Origin of the sequence: Marivita sp. S0852 (assembly GCF_046591575.1) — a bacterium.
Taxonomy (GTDB): Bacteria; Pseudomonadota; Alphaproteobacteria; order Rhodobacterales; family Rhodobacteraceae; genus Marivita.
The window spans coordinates 115,105-137,772 of the sequence record NZ_JBIQWA010000004.1; the positions used below are offsets into that span (position 1 = coordinate 115,105).

At 60.8% G+C, this 22,668-nt stretch carries 26 protein-coding genes, 1 tRNA gene and 1 riboswitch; of the genes, 2 read left to right on the top strand and 25 right to left on the bottom strand.

All coding sequences use genetic code 11. The features are described from left to right. Positions 1 to 38: 38 nt before the first annotated feature. The 5 genes from nusB to rlmB form a co-directional block, all read right to left on the bottom strand. A complete protein-coding gene (gene nusB / locus ACG74X_RS09605) occupies positions 39 to 524 on the bottom strand; it encodes a transcription antitermination factor NusB (protein WP_411234383.1) in 486 nt (161 codons plus the stop codon). Then, positions 521 to 1,072 carry a 6,7-dimethyl-8-ribityllumazine synthase gene (locus ACG74X_RS09610; protein ID WP_411234384.1) on the bottom strand — a complete coding sequence of 184 codons (552 nt, stop codon included), beginning with the start codon at positions 1,070 to 1,072 and terminating at the stop codon, positions 521 to 523. Before ACG74X_RS09610 ends, nusB begins: the two co-directional genes overlap by 4 nt. Next, complete coding sequence (ribB, locus tag ACG74X_RS09615; RefSeq protein WP_411234385.1) at positions 1,072 to 2,199, bottom strand: 3,4-dihydroxy-2-butanone-4-phosphate synthase; 1,128 nt, start codon at positions 2,197 to 2,199, stop codon at positions 1,072 to 1,074. The genes ACG74X_RS09610 and ribB overlap by 1 nt, the downstream gene beginning before the upstream one ends. A 109-nt stretch (positions 2,200 to 2,308) precedes the next feature. After that, complete coding sequence (locus tag ACG74X_RS09620) at positions 2,309 to 2,647, bottom strand: hypothetical protein (protein WP_411234387.1); 339 nt, start codon at positions 2,645 to 2,647, stop codon at positions 2,309 to 2,311. A 49-nt stretch (positions 2,648 to 2,696) separates the two neighbouring features. Continuing rightward, positions 2,697 to 3,476: a 23S rRNA (guanosine(2251)-2'-O)-methyltransferase RlmB gene (gene rlmB, locus ACG74X_RS09625; RefSeq protein WP_411234389.1), complete on the bottom strand. Its 780-nt coding sequence runs from the start codon at positions 3,474 to 3,476 to the stop codon at positions 2,697 to 2,699. Between the two features lie 121 nt (positions 3,477 to 3,597). Here rlmB and ACG74X_RS09630 point away from each other — a divergent pair. Next, positions 3,598 to 3,681: transfer RNA gene (locus ACG74X_RS09630), tRNA-Tyr, on the top strand. Positions 3,682 to 3,752: 71 nt separating this feature from the next. After that, positions 3,753 to 5,018 carry a glycerate kinase gene (locus ACG74X_RS09635; RefSeq protein WP_411234391.1) on the top strand — a complete coding sequence of 422 codons (1,266 nt, stop codon included), beginning with the start codon at positions 3,753 to 3,755 and terminating at the stop codon, positions 5,016 to 5,018. Here ACG74X_RS09635 and ACG74X_RS09640 read toward each other — a convergent pair. The 20 genes from ACG74X_RS09640 to mraZ all read right to left on the bottom strand — a co-directional run bounded on the left by ACG74X_RS09640 (position 4,994) and on the right by mraZ (position 21,731). Continuing rightward, on the bottom strand, positions 4,994 to 5,776 hold the full coding sequence (locus ACG74X_RS09640) for a LamB/YcsF family protein (RefSeq protein ID WP_411234393.1): 783 nt from the start codon (positions 5,774 to 5,776) through the stop codon (positions 4,994 to 4,996). The two genes, ACG74X_RS09635 and ACG74X_RS09640, sit on opposite strands and share 25 nt — an antisense overlap. Positions 5,777 to 5,778: 2 nt before the next feature. After that, complete coding sequence (locus ACG74X_RS09645) at positions 5,779 to 6,801, bottom strand: biotin-dependent carboxyltransferase family protein (protein ID WP_411234394.1); 1,023 nt, start codon at positions 6,799 to 6,801, stop codon at positions 5,779 to 5,781. Beyond that, a complete protein-coding gene (locus tag ACG74X_RS09650) occupies positions 6,798 to 7,544 on the bottom strand; it encodes a 5-oxoprolinase subunit B family protein (protein WP_411234396.1) in 747 nt (248 codons plus the stop codon). Before ACG74X_RS09650 ends, ACG74X_RS09645 begins: the two co-directional genes overlap by 4 nt. Positions 7,545 to 7,647: 103 nt before the next feature. Then, the gene (locus ACG74X_RS09655) at positions 7,648 to 7,839 is read right to left on the bottom strand and encodes a DNA gyrase inhibitor YacG (protein WP_411234398.1); all 192 of its coding nucleotides are present in this window, start codon (positions 7,837 to 7,839) and stop codon (positions 7,648 to 7,650) included. Next, a complete protein-coding gene (locus tag ACG74X_RS09660) occupies positions 7,836 to 8,876 on the bottom strand; it encodes a ribonuclease E/G (protein WP_411234400.1) in 1,041 nt (346 codons plus the stop codon). The genes ACG74X_RS09655 and ACG74X_RS09660 overlap by 4 nt, the downstream gene beginning before the upstream one ends. After that, entirely contained in the window at positions 8,873 to 9,460 is a 588-nt protein-coding gene (locus ACG74X_RS09665) for a Maf family protein (RefSeq protein ID WP_411234402.1), read from the bottom strand. Before ACG74X_RS09665 ends, ACG74X_RS09660 begins: the two co-directional genes overlap by 4 nt. A gap of 54 nt (positions 9,461 to 9,514) precedes the next feature. Next, positions 9,515 to 9,733, bottom strand: a complete 219-nt coding sequence (infA, locus tag ACG74X_RS09670; protein WP_005978431.1) for a translation initiation factor IF-1 — start codon at positions 9,731 to 9,733, stop codon at positions 9,515 to 9,517. A gap of 82 nt (positions 9,734 to 9,815) precedes the next feature. Beyond that, positions 9,816 to 10,700 carry a carbon-nitrogen hydrolase family protein gene (locus ACG74X_RS09675; protein ID WP_411234406.1) on the bottom strand — a complete coding sequence of 295 codons (885 nt, stop codon included), beginning with the start codon at positions 10,698 to 10,700 and terminating at the stop codon, positions 9,816 to 9,818. Next, the gene (locus tag ACG74X_RS09680) at positions 10,697 to 11,293 is read right to left on the bottom strand and encodes a GNAT family N-acetyltransferase (protein WP_411234989.1); all 597 of its coding nucleotides are present in this window, start codon (positions 11,291 to 11,293) and stop codon (positions 10,697 to 10,699) included. The genes ACG74X_RS09675 and ACG74X_RS09680 overlap by 4 nt, the downstream gene beginning before the upstream one ends. Further along, positions 11,293 to 11,688: a ketosteroid isomerase-related protein gene (locus ACG74X_RS09685; protein ID WP_411234407.1), complete on the bottom strand. Its 396-nt coding sequence runs from the start codon at positions 11,686 to 11,688 to the stop codon at positions 11,293 to 11,295. Before ACG74X_RS09685 ends, ACG74X_RS09680 begins: the two co-directional genes overlap by 1 nt. Then, positions 11,685 to 12,134: a low molecular weight phosphatase family protein gene (locus ACG74X_RS09690; protein WP_411234408.1), complete on the bottom strand. Its 450-nt coding sequence runs from the start codon at positions 12,132 to 12,134 to the stop codon at positions 11,685 to 11,687. Before ACG74X_RS09690 ends, ACG74X_RS09685 begins: the two co-directional genes overlap by 4 nt. A gap of 2 nt (positions 12,135 to 12,136) precedes the next feature. Further along, positions 12,137 to 12,616 carry a UPF0262 family protein gene (locus ACG74X_RS09695; protein WP_411234409.1) on the bottom strand — a complete coding sequence of 160 codons (480 nt, stop codon included), beginning with the start codon at positions 12,614 to 12,616 and terminating at the stop codon, positions 12,137 to 12,139. Positions 12,617 to 12,678: 62 nt separating this feature from the next. Beyond that, entirely contained in the window at positions 12,679 to 13,905 is a 1,227-nt protein-coding gene (locus ACG74X_RS09700; RefSeq protein ID WP_411234410.1) for a Coenzyme F420 hydrogenase/dehydrogenase, beta subunit C-terminal domain, read from the bottom strand. Positions 13,906 to 14,039: 134 nt separating this feature from the next. Continuing rightward, positions 14,040 to 15,122 (bottom strand): phospho-N-acetylmuramoyl-pentapeptide-transferase, encoded by a 1,083-nt coding sequence (gene mraY / locus ACG74X_RS09705; RefSeq protein WP_411234412.1) that lies wholly within the window; start codon positions 15,120 to 15,122, stop codon positions 14,040 to 14,042. 4 nt (positions 15,123 to 15,126) lie between these two features. Then, entirely contained in the window at positions 15,127 to 16,572 is a 1,446-nt protein-coding gene (locus tag ACG74X_RS09710; RefSeq protein WP_411234413.1) for a UDP-N-acetylmuramoyl-tripeptide--D-alanyl-D-alanine ligase, read from the bottom strand. Then, positions 16,569 to 18,053, bottom strand: a complete 1,485-nt coding sequence (locus ACG74X_RS09715; protein WP_411234414.1) for a UDP-N-acetylmuramoyl-L-alanyl-D-glutamate--2,6-diaminopimelate ligase — start codon at positions 18,051 to 18,053, stop codon at positions 16,569 to 16,571. The genes ACG74X_RS09710 and ACG74X_RS09715 overlap by 4 nt, the downstream gene beginning before the upstream one ends. Positions 18,054 to 18,097: 44 nt before the next feature. After that, positions 18,098 to 19,885, bottom strand: a complete 1,788-nt coding sequence (locus ACG74X_RS09720; protein WP_411234416.1) for a peptidoglycan D,D-transpeptidase FtsI family protein — start codon at positions 19,883 to 19,885, stop codon at positions 18,098 to 18,100. Next, positions 19,882 to 20,226 (bottom strand): cell division protein FtsL, encoded by a 345-nt coding sequence (locus ACG74X_RS09725; protein WP_411234417.1) that lies wholly within the window; start codon positions 20,224 to 20,226, stop codon positions 19,882 to 19,884. The genes ACG74X_RS09720 and ACG74X_RS09725 overlap by 4 nt, the downstream gene beginning before the upstream one ends. Next, entirely contained in the window at positions 20,226 to 21,218 is a 993-nt protein-coding gene (gene rsmH, locus ACG74X_RS09730) for a 16S rRNA (cytosine(1402)-N(4))-methyltransferase RsmH (protein ID WP_411234418.1), read from the bottom strand. The genes ACG74X_RS09725 and rsmH overlap by 1 nt, the downstream gene beginning before the upstream one ends. Positions 21,219 to 21,221: 3 nt before the next feature. Beyond that, positions 21,222 to 21,731: a division/cell wall cluster transcriptional repressor MraZ gene (gene mraZ, locus ACG74X_RS09735; RefSeq protein ID WP_411234419.1), complete on the bottom strand. Its 510-nt coding sequence runs from the start codon at positions 21,729 to 21,731 to the stop codon at positions 21,222 to 21,224. A 675-nt stretch (positions 21,732 to 22,406) separates the two neighbouring features. Continuing rightward, positions 22,407 to 22,591, top strand: a riboswitch (cobalamin riboswitch). Positions 22,592 to 22,668 lie beyond the last annotated feature (77 nt).

Below are 22,668 nucleotides of genomic sequence, written 5' to 3' on the forward strand. Positions count from 1 at the left end.
CGGCCAGATATCAAAGCCCTCAATCTGCACAGCCCGGTTCAGAACGCTTCGGGCCGTGCCTCACGCGCCATGTGGTCCAGCACAGCATTGACAAAGCTGGGCTCTTTGCCTTCGGGGAAAAACGCCCGCGCCACATCGACATATTCCGAGATGATCACTTTCGGCGGCGTCTCACTTGCCACCAATTCAGAGCCAGCGGCGCGGAACACGGCGCGAAGCGTGGGATCAATCCGCGAAATCGGCCATTTGGCAACCAAACCGCGATCGGTCATCTGGTCAATTTTGGCTTGATAATTCACCGCTTCATCGGTGATCCGACGAAACAGGTCCACGTCCCCTTCGACCAAATCACCGCTATCGCCCTGCGCCACGCCAAAACGGTGATCCAGAAATTCAACTGCAACCTTATCGACGGATTGACCGGATTGCTCCATCTGGAACAGCGCCTGCACCGCATAAAGACGCGATGCGGATCGCATTTGGCGTTTTTGATCAACCTTGGTTTTCTTGCGAGCAGAGGTCATGCGGTGTCCGGTGTCCTTGGGCCGCCGGCGACTTTGTAGTCGTCGCTATGGGGAACAAACCCCACACCTTTGCGCGCGCCACCCCATTTACGGCCAAGCGCAATAAGGTGCAACGCGGCGGCCGCCGCTCCGCCGCCTTTGTTTTGCCCATCGACATCCGCACGGGCCTGCGCCTGATCCATGGTTTCGACTGTCAGAATCCCGTTGCCAATGCACAGCCCCTGCAAGCCCAGCAGGGTGATCCCCCGCGAACTGTCATTGCACACGGTTTCGTAATGCGTTGTTTCCCCACGGATCACACAGCCCAGCGCGACATAGCCGTCAAAATTCGACATCCGCTCGGCAATGCCAATCGCGGTGGGCACTTCCAGCGCCCCTGGCACCTCCACCAGCTCATGGATCGCCCCGCACGCCTCGATCTCGGCCTTGGCACCGGCAATCATCTGATCTGCGATATCCTTGTAATAGGGGGCCACGACGATCAAAATCTTGACTGGCTTGTCAAAGCTCGGCCTGTCCAGTGTGTAATGCTCAACCGCTGCCGCCATCAGCCCAACTCCGAAATCTTACGTGTGCCAACAATTTCAAGCCCATAGGCATCCAACCCGACCACTTTGGGGGTCGGCGAATTGGTCAACAGGATCAATTTCGACAATCCAAGCGAGGACAGGATCTGGGCACCAAGCCCATATTGCCGAAGCGTTTTGGGCGAGACATCATCCCCCACGTCAAGCTTCATCGACGTGTCGCGCAGCAACACAACCACGCCGCGCCCTTCTTTGCCCACAACCTCCATCGCATGCTGAAATTCGCTCGCCCGCCCGTGCGGGCCGGTTCCAACCACATCCAGCATCGGGTCCAGCGCGTGCATACGGACAAGCACCGGATCATCCCCGGACAGGTCGCCTTTGGTCAGCACGATATGTTCGTCGCCATGGGTTTCATCAGTATAGATCCGCATGTCCCATTCGCCGCCATATTCAGACGCGATGGTTTCCTGTTTGCACACCCGCACAAGGTTGTCGTTCCGACGCCGATAGGCAATCAGATCACTGATCGTGCCAATCTTCAGCCCGTGCAATTGCGCAAAGGCAACCAGCTCAGGCAGGCGCGACATCGACCCGTCTTCATTCATGATTTCGCAGATCACGCCCGCAGGGTTAAGCCCGGCAAGACGGCTGATATCCACCGCCGCCTCGGTGTGCCCGGCCCGCACCAGAACGCCACCCGCTTTGGCGCGCAATGGAAACACATGCCCCGGCGTCGCAATATCCTGAGACCCTTTGGTGCCATCAATCGCAACCGCCACCGTCCGAGCCCGGTCCGCTGCAGAAATCCCGGTGGTCACACCTTCGCGTGCCTCGATGGAAATCGTGAACGCGGTTTCATGGCGCGATGAATTGTTGGTCGACATCAATTCCAGCCCAAGCTCTTCGATACGCTGCGTTGTCATGGCAAGACAGATCAATCCCCGGCCATGCTTGGCCATAAAGTTGATCGCATCCGGCGTCGCCCATTGTGCCGGGATCACCAGATCGCCCTCGTTTTCACGATCCTCGTGATCGACAAGGACGAACATCTTGCCATTGCGCGCGTCTTCGATGATTTCCTCCACCGAAGAAATCGCATCTTTCCAGTTTTCTTCAACCGGACCGGGGTTTTCAAATGTCGTCACGCTGGTCTCCATCTTTGTAAAACGGCACTTAAATCACCCTGCCCCGCTTGACCAGCGCAACGTCGCAGTTTGCGGTGCAACACCGCATCCCGGCACCGGTTCGGGCACGCTAGTCGAAAATATCCTCAAGAACGTCAAACGCTTCTTCAAAGAACCGTTTGGCCAGCGTTTTGCGCTTTTTCTTTTTCTTCTTTTTGTAGCCATAGCTCCGATCCCGCACAGGCACCGGCATTGCGCCGGTTTTTTTCTGTTTTTTCTTGGGCCGGTTCGGATTGAACGATTGCGTTGACACCGGCCTGTCCACCACATCGGCGCGCAGCATTTTCATATCATGCAAAGGCGCGCCGCAGGCCGCACAGCTCAGTTCGTGACGGTCCCTGCCCCGCAAGACCAGCGCGGCGCGGGTTCCGCAATAACAGCAGGTTGCAATTTTTGTGCCTTGGGGCATAGCGTCTCCTTTGGTCCGGATATTGGCACGCACGCGCCCAATCGCAAGTTCAGCCGCGTGTGGCGTAAAGCGCAACCGCAGCCGCGTTTGAAACGTTCAACGATCCAAACGCCCGCGCATAAGGGATTTTCACCAACGCATCGCACGTGTCCTTGGTCTTGGGCCGCAGCCCCGGCCCTTCGGCCCCCAGCACCAATGCGATGGGGCGGTCACGGACATCGGCAATGGTGTCCTCAAGCGTCCGCTCTGCCTCCCCATCAAGCCCGTAAATCAGATACCCCATCGCCCGCAGCCGCTCCACCGCGTCTGCCAGATTGCGTTCCCGCAGATAAGGCTGTCGCTCCAGCGCGCCTGACGCAGTTTTGGCCAACGCCCCGGTTTCAGGGGCCGAATGGTGCAAGGTGCCAACAACAGCCGACGCCCCAAACACCTCGGCAGATCGCAAAATCGCGCCCACATTATGCGGGTCGGTCACACGGTCGAGCAAGATCACCCGCGGCGGGCCCTCGCCTTCGCCCAATGCGACATCCTCCAGACGCCCCCAGTTCAGCGGCTTGACCTCCATCGCGGCCCCTTGATGCACCGATTGCGGATCAATCGGCGCTGCAAATTTGCGCGGGTCACTCATCTCGGGCGCGATCCCGGCCTCGGCAATGGCATCCGCCAGCTTGTCCATAGCGTTTCGCGTCACGACAAGGCGCAGGCGTTCACGCCTTGGGTTCATCAGCGCATCGCGCACCGCATGCAAACCAAACAGCCAGACGGTCTCTGCCGCAGCCGCCTTCTTTGATTGCTCCTTGGCCACCACCCATTTCGGTTTTTTGACCATGTCAGCCCTCTCAATTCATGCGCGAATTGCGCTGCCTGCTTGATGGGATTTTCCGGTTGACGCCGCAAGGGGGCAATTGTAATCACCCGCCAACGCCAAGGGCCTGTCCTTTGACGTCAGTGGGCGACAGGCCGCAAGGTGTGGCAGGGGACTGTAACTCCCTCGCGGAGACGCACGCTAGGTTCGATTCCTAGGTCGCCCACCACTTTCTTGTCCGGACAGAATTTTGGCACGACCTGTTTGACTTCGGGGCAAGCGGGGTCTCTTTATGACGCCATGACAGAGACCGCCCTTCTGCGCACCTATGCGCGCCAGCTTTTTGATGCCGCCGTCAAAGCCGCAGATCCCGCCCGTGCCGTGCAGCGCGGGTTTGCCCAGGCACCGGTGCCGCCACCCGGGCCGAATGGCCGCACATTCGTGATCGCAATCGGCAAGGCCGCCCCGGCAATGCTGCGCGAAGCGCTTGTTCAAATTCCCGACGCGCATGGCGCTTTTGCAGTGACGCACCACGAAAACACCGACACAGTGCCCAAGGCGCAAGTGTTGCGCGCCGGGCATCCCGTCCCTGACGAAGCCGGCCGACGCGCCGCCCAGACGGTGATCAGCACATTGTCGGAGACAACCGAACACGACCGGGTGATCGCATTGATCTCGGGCGGTGGATCGGCGCTTTTGCCTGCGCCACCCGCCCCGGTCAGCCTGTCTGACAAAGCACGCCTGAACGATCTGCTGCTGTCTGCCGGGCTGGACATTGTCCAGATGAACATGATTCGCCAGCAAGTCAGCCTGCTCAAAGGCGGTGGCCTCTTGCGGCTGGCGGCCCCGGCACCGGTGCATGCCTATCTGCTGTCGGATGTCATCGGTGACGATCTTCGCGCAATTGCCTCTGGCCCAACGGTCAGCCCGATTGGAACCGCAGAAGACGCCATCTCAGTGCTGATGTCCGCCGGTCTATGGGATGCGCTGCCCGCATCAATCCGGGCGCATTTGCAACAGAAATCCACCCGCCCGGCGGACCCCGCCCCCGTGGCACAGAACACCTTGATAGGCTCCAATCGCCAGTCCCTGGACGCAATGGCCGAAAAGGCCCAAGCGCTTGGTCTGGAACCCAAAATTGTCAACGCCGCCTTAGTGGGCGATGTCGCAGACGCCGCCAAAGAAGTGCTGGCGTGCCTGCACCCAACATCCAGAAAAACGGCGTTTTTGTTTGGCGGGGAAACCACGGTCAAACTGACCGGTGACGGGCGCGGCGGTCGCAATCAAGAACTGGCATTGCGGGTGGCCAGGGGCGCACCCGGCACCGATGCCACTTGGGTGTTTTTGTCCGGCGGCACCGATGGGAGGGACGGCCCGACCGATGCCGCGGGCGGCGTTGTCGATGCCGGAACCCGAAGCCGCGCGGCAGCCGCAGGTGTCGATCTGGACGCTTTGCTGGCCAATAATGACAGCTTTGCCGCACTGGCGGCGGCGGGTGATCTGTTGATCACCGATGCGACCGGGACCAATGTTGCGGATGTTCAGGCGCTGCTGATCGCGCCCTGACGGCCCTCGAACCGTCTCAGCGACACGCCCGCCTCTGCCAGAGTTGTACGAACGGTACGGGCGATCTGTACGGCCGTTGCGCCATCGCCATGCAGACAGATCGTGTCCACCGCTGCGGGAATGTGTTTGCCGCTTTCGGTGATGATCGCCCCGGCTTTCACCATCTCAAGCATCCGTTGCCCGGCCATGTCCGCGTCATGGATCACCGCGCCGGGCTGGCTTCGATCAACCAAAGTGGCATCGTCATTATAGGCCCGGTCGGCGAAAATCTCGCCCGCCCATGTGCAGCCCAACGCCTCGACCGCCGTTTGCTGCGCCGTGGCCGCCAGCACCATGATCACGATGTCCGGATCAACCGACAGCGCGGCGTCGTAACATGCCATCGCCATATCCGGGTCTTCAGAGGCCATATTGGACAAGGCACCGTGCAATTTCAGATGCCGCACCTTGCCACCCACAGCACCGGCCATCGCTTGCGCCGCACCCAACTGATAGCGCACCAGATTGCGCAAACTGTCATGGCTCAACTGCATCCGGCGCCGGCCAAAACCCTGAAGGTCGGAAAAGCCGGGATGCGCGCCGATGCCCACATCATTCTGGACCGCCAACGCCATCGTTGCCGACATCACGTCCCAGTCGCCTGCATGAAACCCGCAAGCCACATTGGCCGAGGTGATGATCTTCAACAGATCCGCATCCGACCCCATGGGCCAGGGCCCAAAGCTTTCGCCCATATCGGCGTTCAGATCGACATGCATGCTTATGGCTCCTTTAATTCCAACTGGCCCGATGTCGCCCCACTGATCAACTGGTGACGCAACAAATCGCGCATCTGTGCCGGATCACGGATCAGCGGCCTGACCCGGTTGGGCAATTGCGTCAGATAAGTTTGCATCCGGTCCTGGGCGCGCAGCGCCTCATCGCGGGTCACAAATTCAAACGTCATCCGGCCGCCCAGCGGCGTTTGCGCGGCCTGCGGCAGATCGGCGGGAATGACGGTGCCGATGCGGGGATATCCGCCTGTCGTCTGGCTTTCGGCAAACAGAAGATAGGGCGCGCCGTCACCGGTGATCTGGATGTCGCCCGGAACGATGGTTTCGGACAGGATGTTCAGCCCGCCTTTGGCAAAAAACCCGTCTCCCTGTGATGTCAGCCGCATCCCCATGCGATTGGCTCGCGCATCCCGCTGAAATCGGGTCCGGGTGAACCGCGCACGGGTGTCGGCATCGAACAGGCCGGACTGAAAACTGTCCACAAGCCGCAATGCCCCGCCGTCAAAACGCGGCTCTGTCGGCAGGGTCAACCCCACGTCTGACGCGCGGTCCATGCCAACCGCAAGATGATCCCCTGCGGTGATCACGCGCCCCACCCCTGCGGCAAGATGCGCGGATTGCGCGCCCAGCACATGCTGCGTGGCAAAGCCGCCTCCGACATGCAGATAACCATAGCTGCCCGATCTGGCCGCGCCGATCTCAAGCTGTGCCCCCTGCGCCAGCAGATAAGACGCGTTCCAGACAATCGGACGCCCCTCAAGCCGCGCCTGCATCGGTGCTCCGGTCAGTGCAATGCGCAGGGGTTCCGTGGCTTCAAACACCCCCCCGGCCCCCGGAAGCTCCAACGCGGCGCAGGACGTGGATTGGCCCAAAAGCGCGGCCCCTTCGGCCAGCGCCAATAAATCGGCCGCGCCGCCCCGGGACAGGCCAAACGCCAGAAACCCGGTGCGCCCCCTATCCTGAAGCGTGGCCCCCGGCACAATGCGGCGCACGATCAACGCGCGGATCATCGGATCACCTGAATGTCAGCGCCGCCATTGGGATCAGATCGCACATGATCCAGCACCTCTGGACCCACTGGAACAAACTGAACCTCGTCGCCCGGCCTCAGGAAAAACGGCTCTGTGCTGTCCGGGCGAAAAAGCTTTAACGCGGTTTGGCCCACATGACGCCAGCCAGTCGGATTGGAGACCGAAAACAGAACCAACTGCCGCAACGCCACAACCAAGGCCCCTTCCGGCACCGCCTGGGTCAGATTGGTCTGGCGCGGGAGATTCCAAGGCGCAGGCAGAAGCCCAAGATAGGGCTGGCCCGGCGCAAAGCCGATGGTCTGCACCCGCAAACGCGCCTCTGACAGATCTTGGCGCGCCTCTTGGACGGTGCGCCCGGCCACCATTGCCGCCTCATCCAACTGCGGGGCAAGCGTGCCGCCAAACACCGTGGGCACCCGGATGAACCTGCGCCCCTCTGGCAAGGCTGCGGCGTGCCAGTCCTGCTGGGCCAGCAGCGTGGACAGCTGGCCGATGATGACATCCAGAGGCACCGCCAAGGGATCAAACCTGATAAAAACCGACACCAGCGACGGCGCGCATTCCTCGATTCCGGCGATACCTGCCCGTTCCACCGCAGCGGCATAAGCCAGCGCTGCGCGATTGGCCGGTTCGGTCAACCCGTCGCCAAAGCTCACCAACACACCGCACAGCCCCGCTGGCCGGATCACCGGTTGAAACACTGTGGAATGCTGCGCGTCCATGTCCATGCCCTAACACGCATATCGACCAAGGCAAGACAGCCGCGCGTGACGCCGCCCTTGGACACAGGGGCCATGCAACGCGCACAGCATCGCCACACGGGCGTCAGTGCAGTTTGTCATCCGGACGCGGCCTGGATTGGGCCGCCTCCAGCGCCGCTTCGATATCGTCGGGATCGTCTGAGGGAACGGCATAATGCCCGGTCAACCACCGCCCCAGATCGACATCTGAACAGCGTTTGGAACAAAAGGGCCGAACCTCGGCGCGTGTGTCTTTTCCACAGATTGGACAGCTCATTTCAACACCTCCGTCAGGGGAAGCCGGTCGCGTTTGCGTTGAAGTTCAATATGGCCCAGCGGTGTCCAACCGACAAACACCGTTTCGACCGTGTCGCGCTTTAACGCGGCGCGCAACGTGCTTTCGATCTGGCGGCGGTCTTTCTTTGCGGTGGGCGCGGGGTCGATCACAATCTGCCCGCCCAGCCCCCGCAGGCGCAATTGGCGCGGCAGATCCTTGACCGCGGCCAGGTTCGCCTTCAGACCCGCCGCAGGGCTGGTATCGCCGCCGGTGTTGACATCCACGGCCACCAGCGCGCGGGTGGGTTCAATGGCCATCGACGCCTTGCCGTCCAGCGCCACATCCCGCCGCGTCAACTGGTCAATAGCATCCAGCACACCGTGACGGGCAAAACTGCCACCGGCGTTGTCGATATCAGCTTGATCCGTCCATTCGCGCCACGCCATCAGATGGGGTCCGTCGCCTTCGATCAGGGTTTCGGCATCGCCGGTCCGGTCAGACATGACCTGCACCGCCAGATCGGCCATCGCGGCGATATCCTCTGAAATCTCGGCCGGGTCAGCCCCGTGGCAGGACGAGCGCAGAATCAGGCCGAACCCGTCAACATCCCCAAAATCGCCTGCATCCATCGTGTCATGCGCAATCGACAACAGCGATTCGCGTGCGTCGTCATCCTTGATCCGGCGCGATACGTTGATGCCCGGCGCATCGGGTGTGACAATCGCATATCGGCTTTTGAACAACACCTTGGTGGTGACGGGAATCGCCTTGCCGGGTTCGGCATAGCCCGTGACCTGAACCAGCAGCGTCTGTCCCGGCGACAACCCCTTGACCTGACGCACAAAGGCAGAGCCATCCGGCGTGCGCAGGAACATGCCCCCCTGCCCTTTCATCGGACGTTCGACACTGGCGCGGTAAATCGTGCCGGGGGTCGGCAGATCAGCCGCGAGAAAAAAATCCTCAAGCCGCCCATCGACAATCAGCGCCGCCGCCTCGCGGGTGTCGATATGGTCCAAGGCAATGGTCCGGCCCTTCATGATGCATCCTTATACAGAGGATATCCCGCAGCCATCAAAAGCTGCGCGGTTTCCGCCAATGGCAGGCCGACCACAGCGCTGAAGCTGCCGTTGATCCAGGGCACAAACGCACCGGCGGGGCCCTGAATCGCATAGCCGCCCGCTTTGCCCTGCCAATCATTGCTCGACAGATAGGCGTTCACTTCCACATCGCTGAGCGATTTCATCTTGACCTGCGTGACAACATCCCGTTCCCAAAGCCGTTCCCCGCGCCGCACTGCAATTGCCGTGACCACGCGGTGCCGTCTACCAGACAAAGCGTAAAGAAACCGTGCAGCTTCGGCCGCGGTCTCTGGCTTGCCCAGAATACGGCGGCCCAGTGCAACGGTGGTATCGGCAGACAGCACAATGTCATCCGCCTCTGCCGGTATCGCCAGCGCCTTTTCGCGCGCCAGACGGATACAATAGGGGCGCGGCTGTTCCTGCGGATGGGGATCTTCGTTGATGTCAGGCGGGCGGATATCGTCCGCCTCAATCCCGATCTGCGCCAACAATTCGCGCCTGCGCGGGCTGCCAGAGCCGAGAATCAGGCGCGGTTTGGTCATATCTGTCCGAATCGTATTCGAAAGCCGGCACCCCGTTAGCGGGATACGCGCCTGTTACTTAAAGCGGTAATTGATCCGACCCTTGGTCAGATCATACGGCGTCATCTCGACCTGCACTTTGTCTCCGGCAAGAACGCGGATGCGGTTCTTACGCATTTTTCCTGCCGTGTGCGCGATGATCTCATGGCCGTTTTCAAGCTCGACCCGAAACGTCGCGTTAGGCAGGAGTTCCTTAACGACACCGGGAAATTCGAGCGTATCTTCCTTGGCCATGGTCTCTCCTTTGTTCATCGTCTCGTAAAACATCGAGACGCGACCCTAAATGGGGGCAAACGCCCAATTTATCAAGGGCAATTCAGCCCAGTTGTCGTGTTGCGACAATACCGTCACGTCCATTTTGGTCGGCCCAGTGCTGGCGGTTCAACACAACCCCGTCCCGCCGGACATGGGCCAGCTTGGCAATATCCACATCCGCATAGGTCCAGCCGGGCTCGTTCAAGCTGCCTTCGGCAAGCACACCGGTCGCCGGGAATCCGGTATCGGGCGGGCCAAAGACCCCGCCCCGTCCGGTGTTTTCATCAACCGCCTGTGACCAGTCACACGCCCCAACGGTCGAGGCCATGACGGTCACACACTGGTTTTCCAGCGCCCGCGCCATTGCCCCGATTCGAACGCGGGAATAGCCCGCCATCGCTTCTGTGCAGGACGGAACCAGAATCAGCTCAGCCTCGGACATCGCGCGCGCCAAAAGCGGGAATTCGCTGTCATAACAGATCAGGATGCCGATCTTGCCAAGCGCCGTCTCGAATAGACGCAACGGACCACCGGCCTGCACGCCCCAGTCTTCACGTTCAAACCGGGTCATGATCTGTTTGTCCTGATACCCCACACTGCCATCCGGGGCAAAGAACCGCGCCCGGTTCACCGGCCGATCCCCGAACGCCGGATCAAACACCGGGGCCGACGCGGCAAGGATATGGACACCGAACTCCCGCGCCAGATGCGCATGGGCCGCATCAGCCTGGGGAATGCGCTGTGACACGGCGTGCAATGACTGCTCAAGATCATGCGCCACATCGCGCCCTTCCAGCGTGGCCAGCTCCATCGCACCATATTCGGGAAACACCAAAAGCTGCGCACCATTGCCGGCAGCCTCTTTCACCCAATGCCGCAACTTTTCTTCATAGGCACCGAAGGACGGTAGAAACGCCATCGGATACGCAGCTGTTGCAATCTTCATGCGGGCTCCTTTTGCAGATGTCGTGTCCAGACCTGCAGGGGTTTAACCGTCTCTTCGGACTGGTCCACGTCCTTCCAGCTGAACTCTGCGATGGCACCGGGCAAAGGCCTGTATCCCCGTTTGCGCCAAAACCCATCCAGCGGGCGGTAATCAGGCGGTTTTAGCGGATGATCGTCAGGACGGATCACCCGACAGAACGCTGATATCTCCGCCCCCAGCGCGCTGGCATGCGCCTCTCGCAGATCAAAGAACCGGTTTCCGATCCCCTGACCGCGATACGCGGGCAGCAACACGGATTCGGCACAGTAAAAAATCTTCTCCAGACACAGATCGGTGCCGGAAAAGGCGGCCGCGAAATCATCGGCATGGTCGGTCATCGGCGTGCCCGTCGCCGCCCCGACAAGCCGCGCGCCGTCAAACGCCCCGACCAGAATCGCCCCGGAACTGTTGCGATAGGTGTCCAGATACCGGCGTTCATAGGCCAAATCGCCATCATACAGATACGGCCAGTCCCGAAACACCGCGATGCGCAGCCGGGCGACGTCATCAAGAACCGCATCCAGATCTGCGCCCGTCAGCGCCGCAACCCGCATCACGACACCTGTTTCATCCAGTCCCCAAGATTGTAATAGGTCACAACCCGGCTGATTTTGTCAGCTGACAACGAAAAAAATGACCCGGCAGGAAGACGATAGCCCTGCCCGGTCGCTTCAGGCAAACCGGCATCCGTTTCCAGATAGGTGCCGTTCACCATGTATTCGGCCGCCGCCCGCGCGCCGTCTTCGGCGGTAAACACCACCAACTCTGTCAGCGTTTCATCGTAACAGCGCGCCATATGATCACAAAAGCTCGCAAACGCCTCTTTGCCGACCCGGACCTCGCCTTCATTAACGTGATGGGCCACGTCGTCTGACAGACAATCCAGCATCCCGGCGATGTCCTTGCGGTTGAAGGCATCAAAATACCGCTCGATGGTTGCTTTGGTCATTGGGGCTGTCTCCATTTGGTGCTCAGGCGATCCATCAGCTGGTCGCGGGTTTGGCGGTAGGCATTCAATTTCTGTTCCCGGGTCTCGCCCAACCCGGTGGGGTCCATGATGGGCCAGTATTCAACCGTCAGGTGGTACAATCGCGTGAGATCCAGCGCGCGCCGCTGCGACGCCGGCGACAGCGCGACAATCAGATCAAATCCCGACAACGCTTCGCCGGTCTGCTCCATTTCGTCAAAACTGCGCGACCGATGCCGACTGAGCGCAACGCCGATCTCGTTACAGACCGCAATCGCAAAGCCGTCGATTTCAAGATCATTCACCACGCCAACAGATTGCACATAGGTTTCAAAGCCATACAGCTTTTTCATAATACCTTCGGCCATCGGAGAGCGCACGGCGTTGTGATCACAGCAAAACAGAATCGATTGCGGCAAAGCCCCCACGCTTAGGCTCCGAAATGCAGCACGCAGATCAACGTGAACAGGCGGCGCGCGGTGTCATCGTCAACCGCAACCTTGCCGTCCAGACGGTCCTGCAAAATGCGCGCCCCTTCGTTGTGAATGCCGCGCCGCGCCATGTCGATTGTCTCGATCTGGCTGGGCGGCAGGGTTTTGACCGCATCGAAATAAGATTTGCAGATCTGAAAGTAATCTTTGACCACCTGTCGAAATGGCGTCAGCGACAAATGGAATTCCGCCGCCTTTTCGTGTTTTTCCGTTGTGACATCAAACACCAGCCGTTTGTCCCGGATCGAAAGACCCACAACATAGGGACCAGGCGGCACCGGTCGCCCGTCGCGGTCAGGCAGTTCAAAGGTGTTGTGCTCCATAAGATCAAACATCGCGACACGGCGTTCCTGTTCGATCTCGGGGGTCGGCGGCGGCAGGTTGCCGTCATCCAGTTCAATATGGGCAATGCGGGTCATGGATCGTCGTCCTCAGGCTGCGCACCTCCCTAACGCGCGGTTTCAAATCACGCAATCAAAGCCTATCCCTCGTCGCGTGTCTCGGTGGTGGTTTGTGTCAAACCATATCTTTCGGCAATAGCCCAGACATGACGCGGCACCATGTTCTTGATCTTTGCCGGATGGGCGCGTCTGAGGTGCAGAATTGTCTCGATTGCCTTCATTTCAACCCGCGCGCGGGCAAATTCCAGCCCCCTCGGCCCAGTGCGCGGTTGAAGCCAGGCCACAATCGGGCGCACCCAATTCGGCATCCTGCGCAAAGGCAGCCCACCCGCCGCGCGTTCGGTATTGGCCAAAAACCCCTTGACTGCCGCCGTGCGCTTGCCCCGGTCGGTCAGCGGCGTGGTCACGACGCGGTCTGCCAGGCGATCCAGAACCGCAGCCCCCCGCGCATTGCGCACGATCAGCCACTGATCCCCGTCGCCGCCCATATACCCCACCGTGATATCCGCCAGCCGGTTGGTGTAATCCACACATGTCTTGCAGGTCATCGGGAAAAAATCCGCCGGCAAATCCGACAAGGGCAGCTTCAAAAACGGCACAAACCGGGGTTTGCGGCCATCGTCATAGCGCAGCTCGACCCGGTAATCGGCGCGGAATTCCAGATAGGACACAGTCTCGGGCCGGTCCTCCAGCAAGCCCAGAAAGCGATGAAAATTCTCGGTGGTCGTGTTGTCCGAACAGGGTGTGCCAATGACCGTGATCTCGTCAAAACCCAGCTCTGCCTCCAGCGCGCGCAGGGCATAGACCTGACAGGGCACTCCGATCACGGCAATCCGCCGCAAACCCATGTCCCGCGCCGGCTCCAGCAGCGCCAGAAGCGGGCCATACCCCATCCGCATGCCCCGGCACTGCGCCATATCCGCCGGATCGGTCACGATCACCGGCATCGGCTTCCACCGGTCGTTGGGATCAGGTGCCGTCGCAAGCACCCCGTCCACCGCCCCTGCGCGCAACAGCTCGGCGGCAAGCCCAGTGGTCAACCCGGTCCACTGCGCGCCTTCGGCCGCAGGCTGCAAACGGGCGCGGTACATCGCTTGGGTCACACCGAAAAACACCTCGTCGGCGGCCCCTGCGATGCGTCCGTGAACGGTCTGTTCCAGACTGTCGTAATCGGGCTGGATGAACTGACAGGCTTTGCCGCAGGCGCGTCCGTCACCGATCCGCGAAACGCCGCAATCGGTACACAGCCCGGCACGCGGCGCGCCTCCGACCTTGGGTATGACCAAACCGATGCGCTCGCCATCCATGCGCGACTCTCCAAACAGACCAATGTGTCAACTTAACCTGACACGTCAGACCGCAGACAGTCCAGCATTTCTTCTTTTTGCAAATATGCAAATCCGCCAATGCCACAAGCAAACCGCCAGGCAAACAGCGTGCGTCAGCGCACCTTGAGCGTGGCCAGACCGATCAGCGCCAGAATGAGCGAAATGATCCAGAACCGGATCACGATCTGCGGCTCGGCCCAGCCCTTCTTTTCGTAATGGTGATGGATCGGGGCCATCAGGAACACGCGTTTGCCCGTGCGCTTGAAATACAACACCTGAATGATCACCGACAACGCCTCAAGCACAAAAAGCCCGCCCACAATCGCCAGCACGATCTCGTGTTTGGTGGCCACGGCGATGGCCCCCAAAGCGCCCCCCAGCGCCAAAGACCCGGTGTCGCCCATAAACACCGCTGCGGGCGGGGCGTTGTACCACAAAAAGCCAAGGCCACCGCCAAAGATGCCAGCGGTAAAGATCAGGATTTCGCCGGTGCCGGGCACATAATGCACATCCAGATAGTCGGTAAAATCAACCCGGCCCACCGCATAGGCAATCACCCCCAGCGTGCCTGCCGCGATCATCACCGGCATAATCGCCAGACCATCAAGCCCATCCGTCAGGTTCACCGCATTGGCCGCGCCAACGATGACGATCACGGCAAAGGGCACAAACAGATAGCCAAGGTTCAACAGCGTGTCCTTGAACACCGGAAAGGCCAGTTTGTTGGTCAGCGCCTCGGGATGGTATTGCGCGGCCCAGTATCCGGCAATTGCAGCAATCACAAACCCCAGCAAAAGCCGCACCTTGCCGGACACACCAGCGGTGTTTTGTTTTTTAACCTTTGCGTAATCATCCGCAAATCCGATCAGCGCGAAACTGATGGTGACAAACAGCACCATCCAGACAAAGGGATTGTCCAGTCGCGCCCATAGCAGGGTTGAGGTCAGCAACGCGCCCACAATCAGCAAGCCCCCCATCGTCGGGGTGCCCGCCTTTGAGACATGGCCTTCGGGCCCATCTTCGCGGATCGGTTGGCCCTTGCCCTGACGTTTGCGCAGCACGTTGATCAAGGGCTTGCCAAACAGGAACCCGAACAACAATGCGGTGAGAAAAGCCCCACCTGCGCGAAAGGTAATATAGCGAAACAGGTTAAAGACATCGCCACCATCCGACAGGGCGGTCAACCAAAACAACATATTCTCAGGATCCTTCCACGGGCGCGTGCGGGCCGCCTTCGCCCATATTCTGAATGGCGTCAACCACACGGGCCAACCCCATGGACAAAGATCCCTTGACCATCACAACATCCCCGGCATCCAGATGCCGGGGCAGCTGTGCGGCCATGTCCTGCGCGGTTTCGGTCCAGAGACCGCGTCGCTCTTTCGGCAGGGCCGCATGCAAACTGCGCATCAAGGGGCCCACGCAATGCACTTTATCCAGCCGCGATGTCGCCGCGAGATCCGCAAGCGCTGCGTGCAGTTCCGGGCCTGTCGGGCCAAGTTCTTTCATATCGCCCAATACCGCAATCCGCCGGCCCCGACTGACGCGCCCGATGTCGTTCTGAACCGGGGCGTCCGCCAGCACGGTCAGGGATGCCGCCATCGAAGCGGGATTCGCGTTATAGGCATCGTCAAACAGCGCAAGCGTCGCGGCGGGGTCTGCACCGTCCAGCATCACCGTTACATGCGCGCCGCGCCCCGCACCGGGATGCCAACGCCCGATGGCGGCAAGCGATAGCGCACGATCCAATCCCAGAACCTCGCAGGTGGCCAGCACAGCGGCCCCGTTCAGCGCAAAGTGACGTCCCGGCGCGTCAATCTTGTAAAGCATCTCCGCCCCGGCATACCGGGCCTGCGCGACACTGACCCCGTTTTCGTCGCGGATCGAAACGACCCGCATGTCACAGCTGTCCGACAGTCCGAAAGACAGATGCATGGCCGCGCGTTTTTCGGCGTTTGCCTGCAAGATCCCGCATGTCGGCACATCGCCATTCCAGATCGCCGTGCCACCTGTTTCCAGCCCGTCAAAGATCGACGCCTTTTCATGGGCAATGCCGTCGATGCTCTCGAACGCCTCCAGATGTGCCGGGGCCACGATGGTCACAAGGGCCACATGGGGCCGGGCCATTTTGCTGAGCGGTGCGATTTCACCGGGCTGGTTCATACCGATTTCAATCACCGCGAACTCGGTTTCCCTGGGCATTCGCGCCAGGGTCAGCGGCACCCCCCAGTGATTGTTGTAGCTGGCCTCTGCCGCATGCACTGCCCCATGCGCCGCAAGCACGGTGCGCATCATTTCCTTGGTCGAGGTTTTGCCGACCGAGCCGGTGATCCCGATGACTTTGGCGCTGGTGCGCGCCCGCGCCGCACGGCCCAACGCCTCCAGGCCGGTTTGCACATCGGGCACGATCAACAGCGGTGCATCGGCGCTGATGCCATCAGGAACCCGGCTGACCAATGCGGCGGCGGCCCCGTTTTCCAGCGCCTGCGCCACAAAGTCATGACCATCGCGCGCCGCCGTGAGCGCAACAAACAAATCACCGGCGCGCAGCGTTCTTGTGTCGATAGATACCCCTTCGGCGACCCAGTCTGTTGTGGCCCGGCCCCCGGTGGCGGCGGCCGCCTCTGCGCTTGTCCAAAGGGTCATGCCAGTTTCCCATCCAAAGCGGCCACTGCAACGCTGGCCTGTTCGGCGTCGTCGAACGGATAGACCGTGTCGCCGATGGTCTGCCCGGTTTCGTGGCCCTTGCCACAGATCAACAGCGCATCACCCGGCCCGACAGCATCGACGCCACGCAAAATGGCTTCGGCGCGATCACCCACCTCCACAGCCTCGGGCGCGCCTTCAAGAACCGCCTGACGGATCGCTGCGGGATCTTCGCTGCGCGGGTTGTCATCGGTCACAAAGACACTGTCGGCATGTTCGGCAGCGGCGGCCCCCATCAACGGGCGCTTGCCGGGATCACGATCCCCGCCTGCACCGATGATGGCCACCAAACGGCCCATCACATGCGGGCGCAGCGCCTGACAGGCGGTGGCGATGGCGTCGGGCGTGTGGGAATAATCCACATAGATCGCCGCCCCGTTGGTGCGTGTTGCGGCCAGTTGCATGCGTCCCCGCACGGTTTCCAGTTCGGGCAACACCGCGAAAACCCGATCCGGGGCCGCGCCGCTGGCAATCACAAGCCCTGCGGCCACCATGACGTTTTCGGCCTGAAAACCGCCCATCAGATTAAGCCGGGTCTGAAAGGTCTCGCCGCCGAATTTGATCCGGACATCCTGCCCGGTGGCGTCAAAGCGTTGGCCCAGCAACACCATATCGGCCCCGGTGTCTCGGCCCACGGTCATCACCTCTTGACCGCGCGCGCGGGCAATCGCCAGCATGTCAACGCCGCGCGCATCGTCGATATTGATCACCGCGATGCCGTCTTCGGGCAGGACGCGGGCAAAAAGACCGGCCTTGGCATCGAAATACGCCTCAAAGCTGTCATGATAATCCAGATGGTCCTGGGTAAAGTTGGTAAAGCCCGCAGCGCGCAGGTTGACCCCATCAAGACGCCGCTGGGCCAGCCCGTGCGAGGACGCCTCCATCGCGGCGTGCTGTATCCCTGCGGCTTCGGCCCCGGCCAAGGCGCGGTGCAGCGTGATGGGCTCCGGGGTTGTGTGCGCAAGCGGCGCTTGCCAGTCGCCCTCGACCCCGGTGGTGCCCAGGTTGATGGCCGGATCGCCCAGCAATTGCCAAATCCGGCGCACAAAGCTGGCCACGCTGGTTTTGCCATTGGTCCCGGTGACCGCCACAACGGTTTCGGGTTGCCGTTCAAACCAAAGCGCTGCGGTAAAAGCCAGCGTCTGTCTGGGGTCTGCGGCGACAACCACGGCTGCGGTCGACCCTGCCAAGTCCTGTTCGGCGATGTCGACGCCATCCAGATCGGTCAGGATCGCCGACGCCCCCATGCGAAGCGCGTATTGGATGAACTCTGCGCCATGCATGCGCGTGCCCGGAAGGGCGGCAAACAGATAACCCTCTTTCACATCGCGGCTGTCAACAGCCAGACCAGTGACAATCGCGTCTGCGCCGCCGCGTGCGGTCAATCCCAGATCAGCCAGACTTTTGGCACCTGCCCCCATAACGCACCCCTTGTTCAGTGGCTCTCGTGACGGGTGGTGTCCCGTCAGTTCGAGGTGTTGATGATGCTGCTGAGATGCCTTGTTTCGACCTGCGGACGCAAGCCCAGAAGCGGCGCAACGCGGCGGATCATTTCAGCCGCAACCGGAACAGCGGTCCATCCAGCGGTGCGGCGGGGCTTTTTGCCGCTCGTTTCAACAGGTTCATCCAGCGTGACAATCAGGACGTATTTCGGATCATGGGCCGGAAATACAGAGGCGAAGGTGTTGATCACCTTGTCCGTATAATACCCGCCCCCGCGACGGCGCGGCTTGTCCGCCGTGCCGGTTTTGCCGCCCACGGAATAGCCCGGCACGTCCCCAAAGCTGGCGGTGCCTTCGGTGACAACCTTGCGCAGCATGTCAAGCGATTGCGCGGCGGTGCGTTCGGACATCACCCGCCGCCCCAGCTTTGGTCCGGCTTGTTTCAAAAGCGTCGGGGCCACGTAATGACCGCCATTGGCAATCGCCGCATAGCCTGCCGCAAGATGCAGGGGTGTGGTGCTGATGCCATGCCCGTAAGAAATGGTCACGGTCGAGATATCCGCCCAGCGCTGCGGCAAAAGCGGCTGGCCGCCGGTGGCCTCGACAATTTCAAGCGGGGTCGGCTTGAACAAGCCCAGACTTTCAAGAAACTCTTTTTGCCGTTTGGCACCGATCTGCAAGGCAAGCTTGCCCGTGCCGCGGTTGGAGCTTTTGACAATGATGTCGGACACCGAAAGCGGGCCGTAATTCTTGTTGTTGAATTCACCGATCCGGTGCCCGTTCACCCGCATCGGCGGCGACGTGTCGATGATGGTGTTGGGATTGACCAGACCAAGCTCCAGCGCCTGCGCCGACGTAAAGACCTTGAAGGTCGATCCAAGCTCGTAGACGCCCTGCACCGCGCGGTTGAACAACGGGCTGTCAGAGGCATCACCGTCGGTCAGGGGGCGTGGCCGGTCATTGGGATCAAAATCCGGCAGGGACGCGATCGAGATCACCTCACCGGTATAGGCGTCCATCAGAACGCTGGCGGCCCCTTTGGCATTCAACAGCTTCATCCCACCCAAAAGCACCCGCTCGGCGGCAGCCTGAATCGTCAGGTCCAGCGACAGCTCCAGTGGCGCGCCTTCGCGGGCCGGGTCGCGCAGCTCTGCGTCGAAGAACTTCTCGATACCGGCGGTGCCGATCACCTCGGCGGAATGTACGCCTTCGCGACCAAAACTTGCGCCGCCCAGAATATGGGCCGCCAGCGCGCCATTGGGATAAAGCCGCATTTCGCGCGGGCCAAACAAAAGCCCCGGCTCGCCGATATCATGCACCTGCTGTTTCTGCTCCGGGCTTAACTTCTTGCGCACCCACATGAATTTGCGCTTGCCGGTAAAATCCTTGATCAACCGCTCTTCGTTGAGTTCGGGAAAGATCTTCACCAATTCCTGCGCGGTGCGCAGCGGATCAATCATCTGTTGCGGATGCGCATAAAGCGAGAACGTCTCCATGTTCGTCGCCATGATCCGGCCCTTGCGATCCACGATATCGGCACGGCTGGCAATGATAGACGCCCCTGTTGCCTGGGCGCGGGGTTCGGCCGGTTCCGACGCCGCCAGCGTGCCCATGCGCGCCCCGATGACGCCAAACGCACAGAAAAACATCACCGCCATGACCAGCAATCGGCCCTCTGCCCGCGACCGGGACATATCGCGCATCTGTTCGTGACGGATGCGCAGGTTTTCCTTTTCGATGGCGTCGGGGTTTTCGCCTTTCTTGCGCGCGTCCAGGATACGCGCCAGCGGGCGCAGCGGTGTGCGGATCATGGATTGGCTCCGGCGCTGGAAATTTCAACCGACTCGGTGATGGGCAGTTCTGGCGGTGTGGGATAGGCCACCTGATCCACGCGACCGAATTGATCGGGTTGCAGAGGCATCAGGCCCAGCCTTTCAAAATTGATTTCCGCCAGATCGCGCAGCCTGTCGGGGCGGTTCAGATACGCCCATTCCGCCTTGAGAACCGCCAGACGCGCCCGCGCATCGCGGATTTCGGCGCGGGTGTTTTGCGCCTCGGCCAACGCGGCCTGGGTTTTGTAGTTTTCGTGATAGGCCCAAAAAGCGGCGGCAATCACTGTCAAGAACGTCAGAACATACATTAACGACCGCATCAGCGTTTATCCTTCAACTGGGGCAGCGCAATCTGGCCTGCATCAATCGCACCGGCGGGGGCATCCGTGCGTCGGGCCACCCGAAGCTTTGCCGACCGCGCGCGCGGGTTCACATCCACTTCACCCGCATCCGGGCCGACCGCCTTGCGGGTCACCATTTCGAATGCCGGTGTGTCTGTTTCGATCTCGGGGGCATAGCGGTTGGCCCGCCCGGTTTGCCCGGCGCGCGCCTGAATAAAGCGTTTGACCATCCGGTCCTCGACCGAATGAAAGCTGACCACCGCCAGCAATCCCCCCGGTTTCAGCGCCCGTTCCGCCGCCATCAGACCCTGCATCAGCGCGCCATATTCGTCATTCACAGCAATGCGCAACGCCTGAAAGCTGCGGGTGGCCGGGTGCGATTGGTTGGGCTTGGGGCGCGGCAGGCAGGTTTCGATGATCCCGGCCAGCGCCAGCGTGCGGGTGATCGGGCTGATCTTGCGCGCGGCAACAATTGCTTTGGCGATCCGCCGTGACGCGCGCTCTTCGCCGTAGGTATAAAGGATGTCAGCAATATCGACTTCGTCAGCCTCGTTCACGATATCCGCCGCCGACGGCCCATCCTGGCCCATTCGCATGTCAAGCGGCCCGTCCCGCATAAACGAAAATCCGCGCTCGGCCTGATCAAGCTGCATCGACGACACGCCCAGATCCAACACCACACCGTCCACGTTTGAGGCAATCTGGTCCATCTCGGCAAAATTCGCCTGATGCAGTTGGATGCGCCCGTCATACTCGGGCAGCCAGGCAGCTGCCATCTCATGCGCCAGCGGATCACGGTCGATGCCGATCACGGTGTCGGCACCTGCCTCGATCAAACCACGTGCATACCCGCCCGCGCCAAAGGTTCCGTCGATCCAGACCCCCGAAACCGGCGCGACCGCCCGCAAAAGCGGGGCAAGCAAAACCGGAATATGTGGATCATGTGGCGGCGAGGCAGCGGCAGCAGACATGTTTTAGCCTCCTGATGGCCCATCAAGGAAGATCAGCGGGTCAACATTGTCGGGCAGATCGTCCAGCCACTCTTCGGTCGCCGCCAGCTCTTCGGATTCGTAGGTCTCGGGCTCCCAGATCTGGAAGGTGTCACCGGCACCGGTGAACAGCGCCTCAGAGGACAGGCCGATCTTTTCGCGCAGCTTGGCCGGCAAAACCAGACGCCCGGTGTCATCCACGCTGGTTGCATGGGATTGGGTGTTGAACAAGCGTTGCAGCATCCGGCGCTCGACCGATCCGCGGGGAAGCGCCTCGATCTTGTCGTCCACCTCTTCGATGGCTTCGACCGTATAACATTCAAGATATTTGCGCCGCTTGTCGCCGTAGACAATGACCAATTCGGGGTTCAGACCTTCGGTGTAGTTCGGATCGCCCGCCTCCAGCACACGGCGAAACGAGGCCGGGATAGACACCCGACCCTTGCCATCAACCTTGTGATGACTTTCGCCTCTGAACCTTAGCTTGCGGGTCACTGCCCTACTGGTCCTTTCACGCCTTGGGTCCGGAAACGGAAACGGCGGGTTGATCTGCTGCCACTGATCAACCCGCCGCCCGTGTCCCGTCTCCGGGAAAGTCCGACTGCGCGCGCCACCTGGGGGGATGTCTGCTCGCCCGCGCGCCGGATCTCTGTGTTAGATGAAAGCGGGGGCCTGTATGAAACCTGCTTTTTTTATTGTTTGGATACCGCGTTGAGGTCTTTGTCGCCTCGTTTGCTGTTCCTGCTCTCATCTTGTGCATTAGGGATGCCATGGGAAAGCATGGGTCGCAACAGTTTTTTATGGGAAAAAACACAAACCTTTGTTTTACACATACCCCAAACACAGCATCTGGTAGGCAATCAGGGGCTAAAAATAGCAAATGATCCGAGCAATTCATCATTAACCACAAGATATTGTGCCGGCATTTTCTGACCATCGAGACCCATAATTTCCCGAAAGCATATAAAACAAAAGTGGAACATTATGTCTTATCGCAGCTATTTTACGAAAAAAGCATAACGGATCACGCAAAAAACCTGGAAATTCGGCGTCGATTCGCGGAATCACCCCCGCCTGGCCCAGCGCGTCCCATATCTGTCCCATCGTTTCCCATGCCGCTCCCGTCACACCCCGGGCGGCCCCGGTGCTTGCAATGGTCGGTTCCGCAGAGTACGCCAGAGCTGTCACGGTCCGGGCAAAACCCGGTGAAAAGGGAACGCGGTGCAACCCCGCGACTGCCCCCGCAACTGTAAGCGGACAGCGTGATCGGACAATGCCACTGGGACCGCCCGGGAAGGCCCGATCCACGCCATGACCCGCAAGTCAGGAGACCTGCCGTGGCCGATCACCCTACATCCGCGCGGGGTGCGCAGGGTGTAACGGTTCTCCGGTGTGGTGGCGGTCGCCGTTCGGGGCTTTGGCCCCGAACATG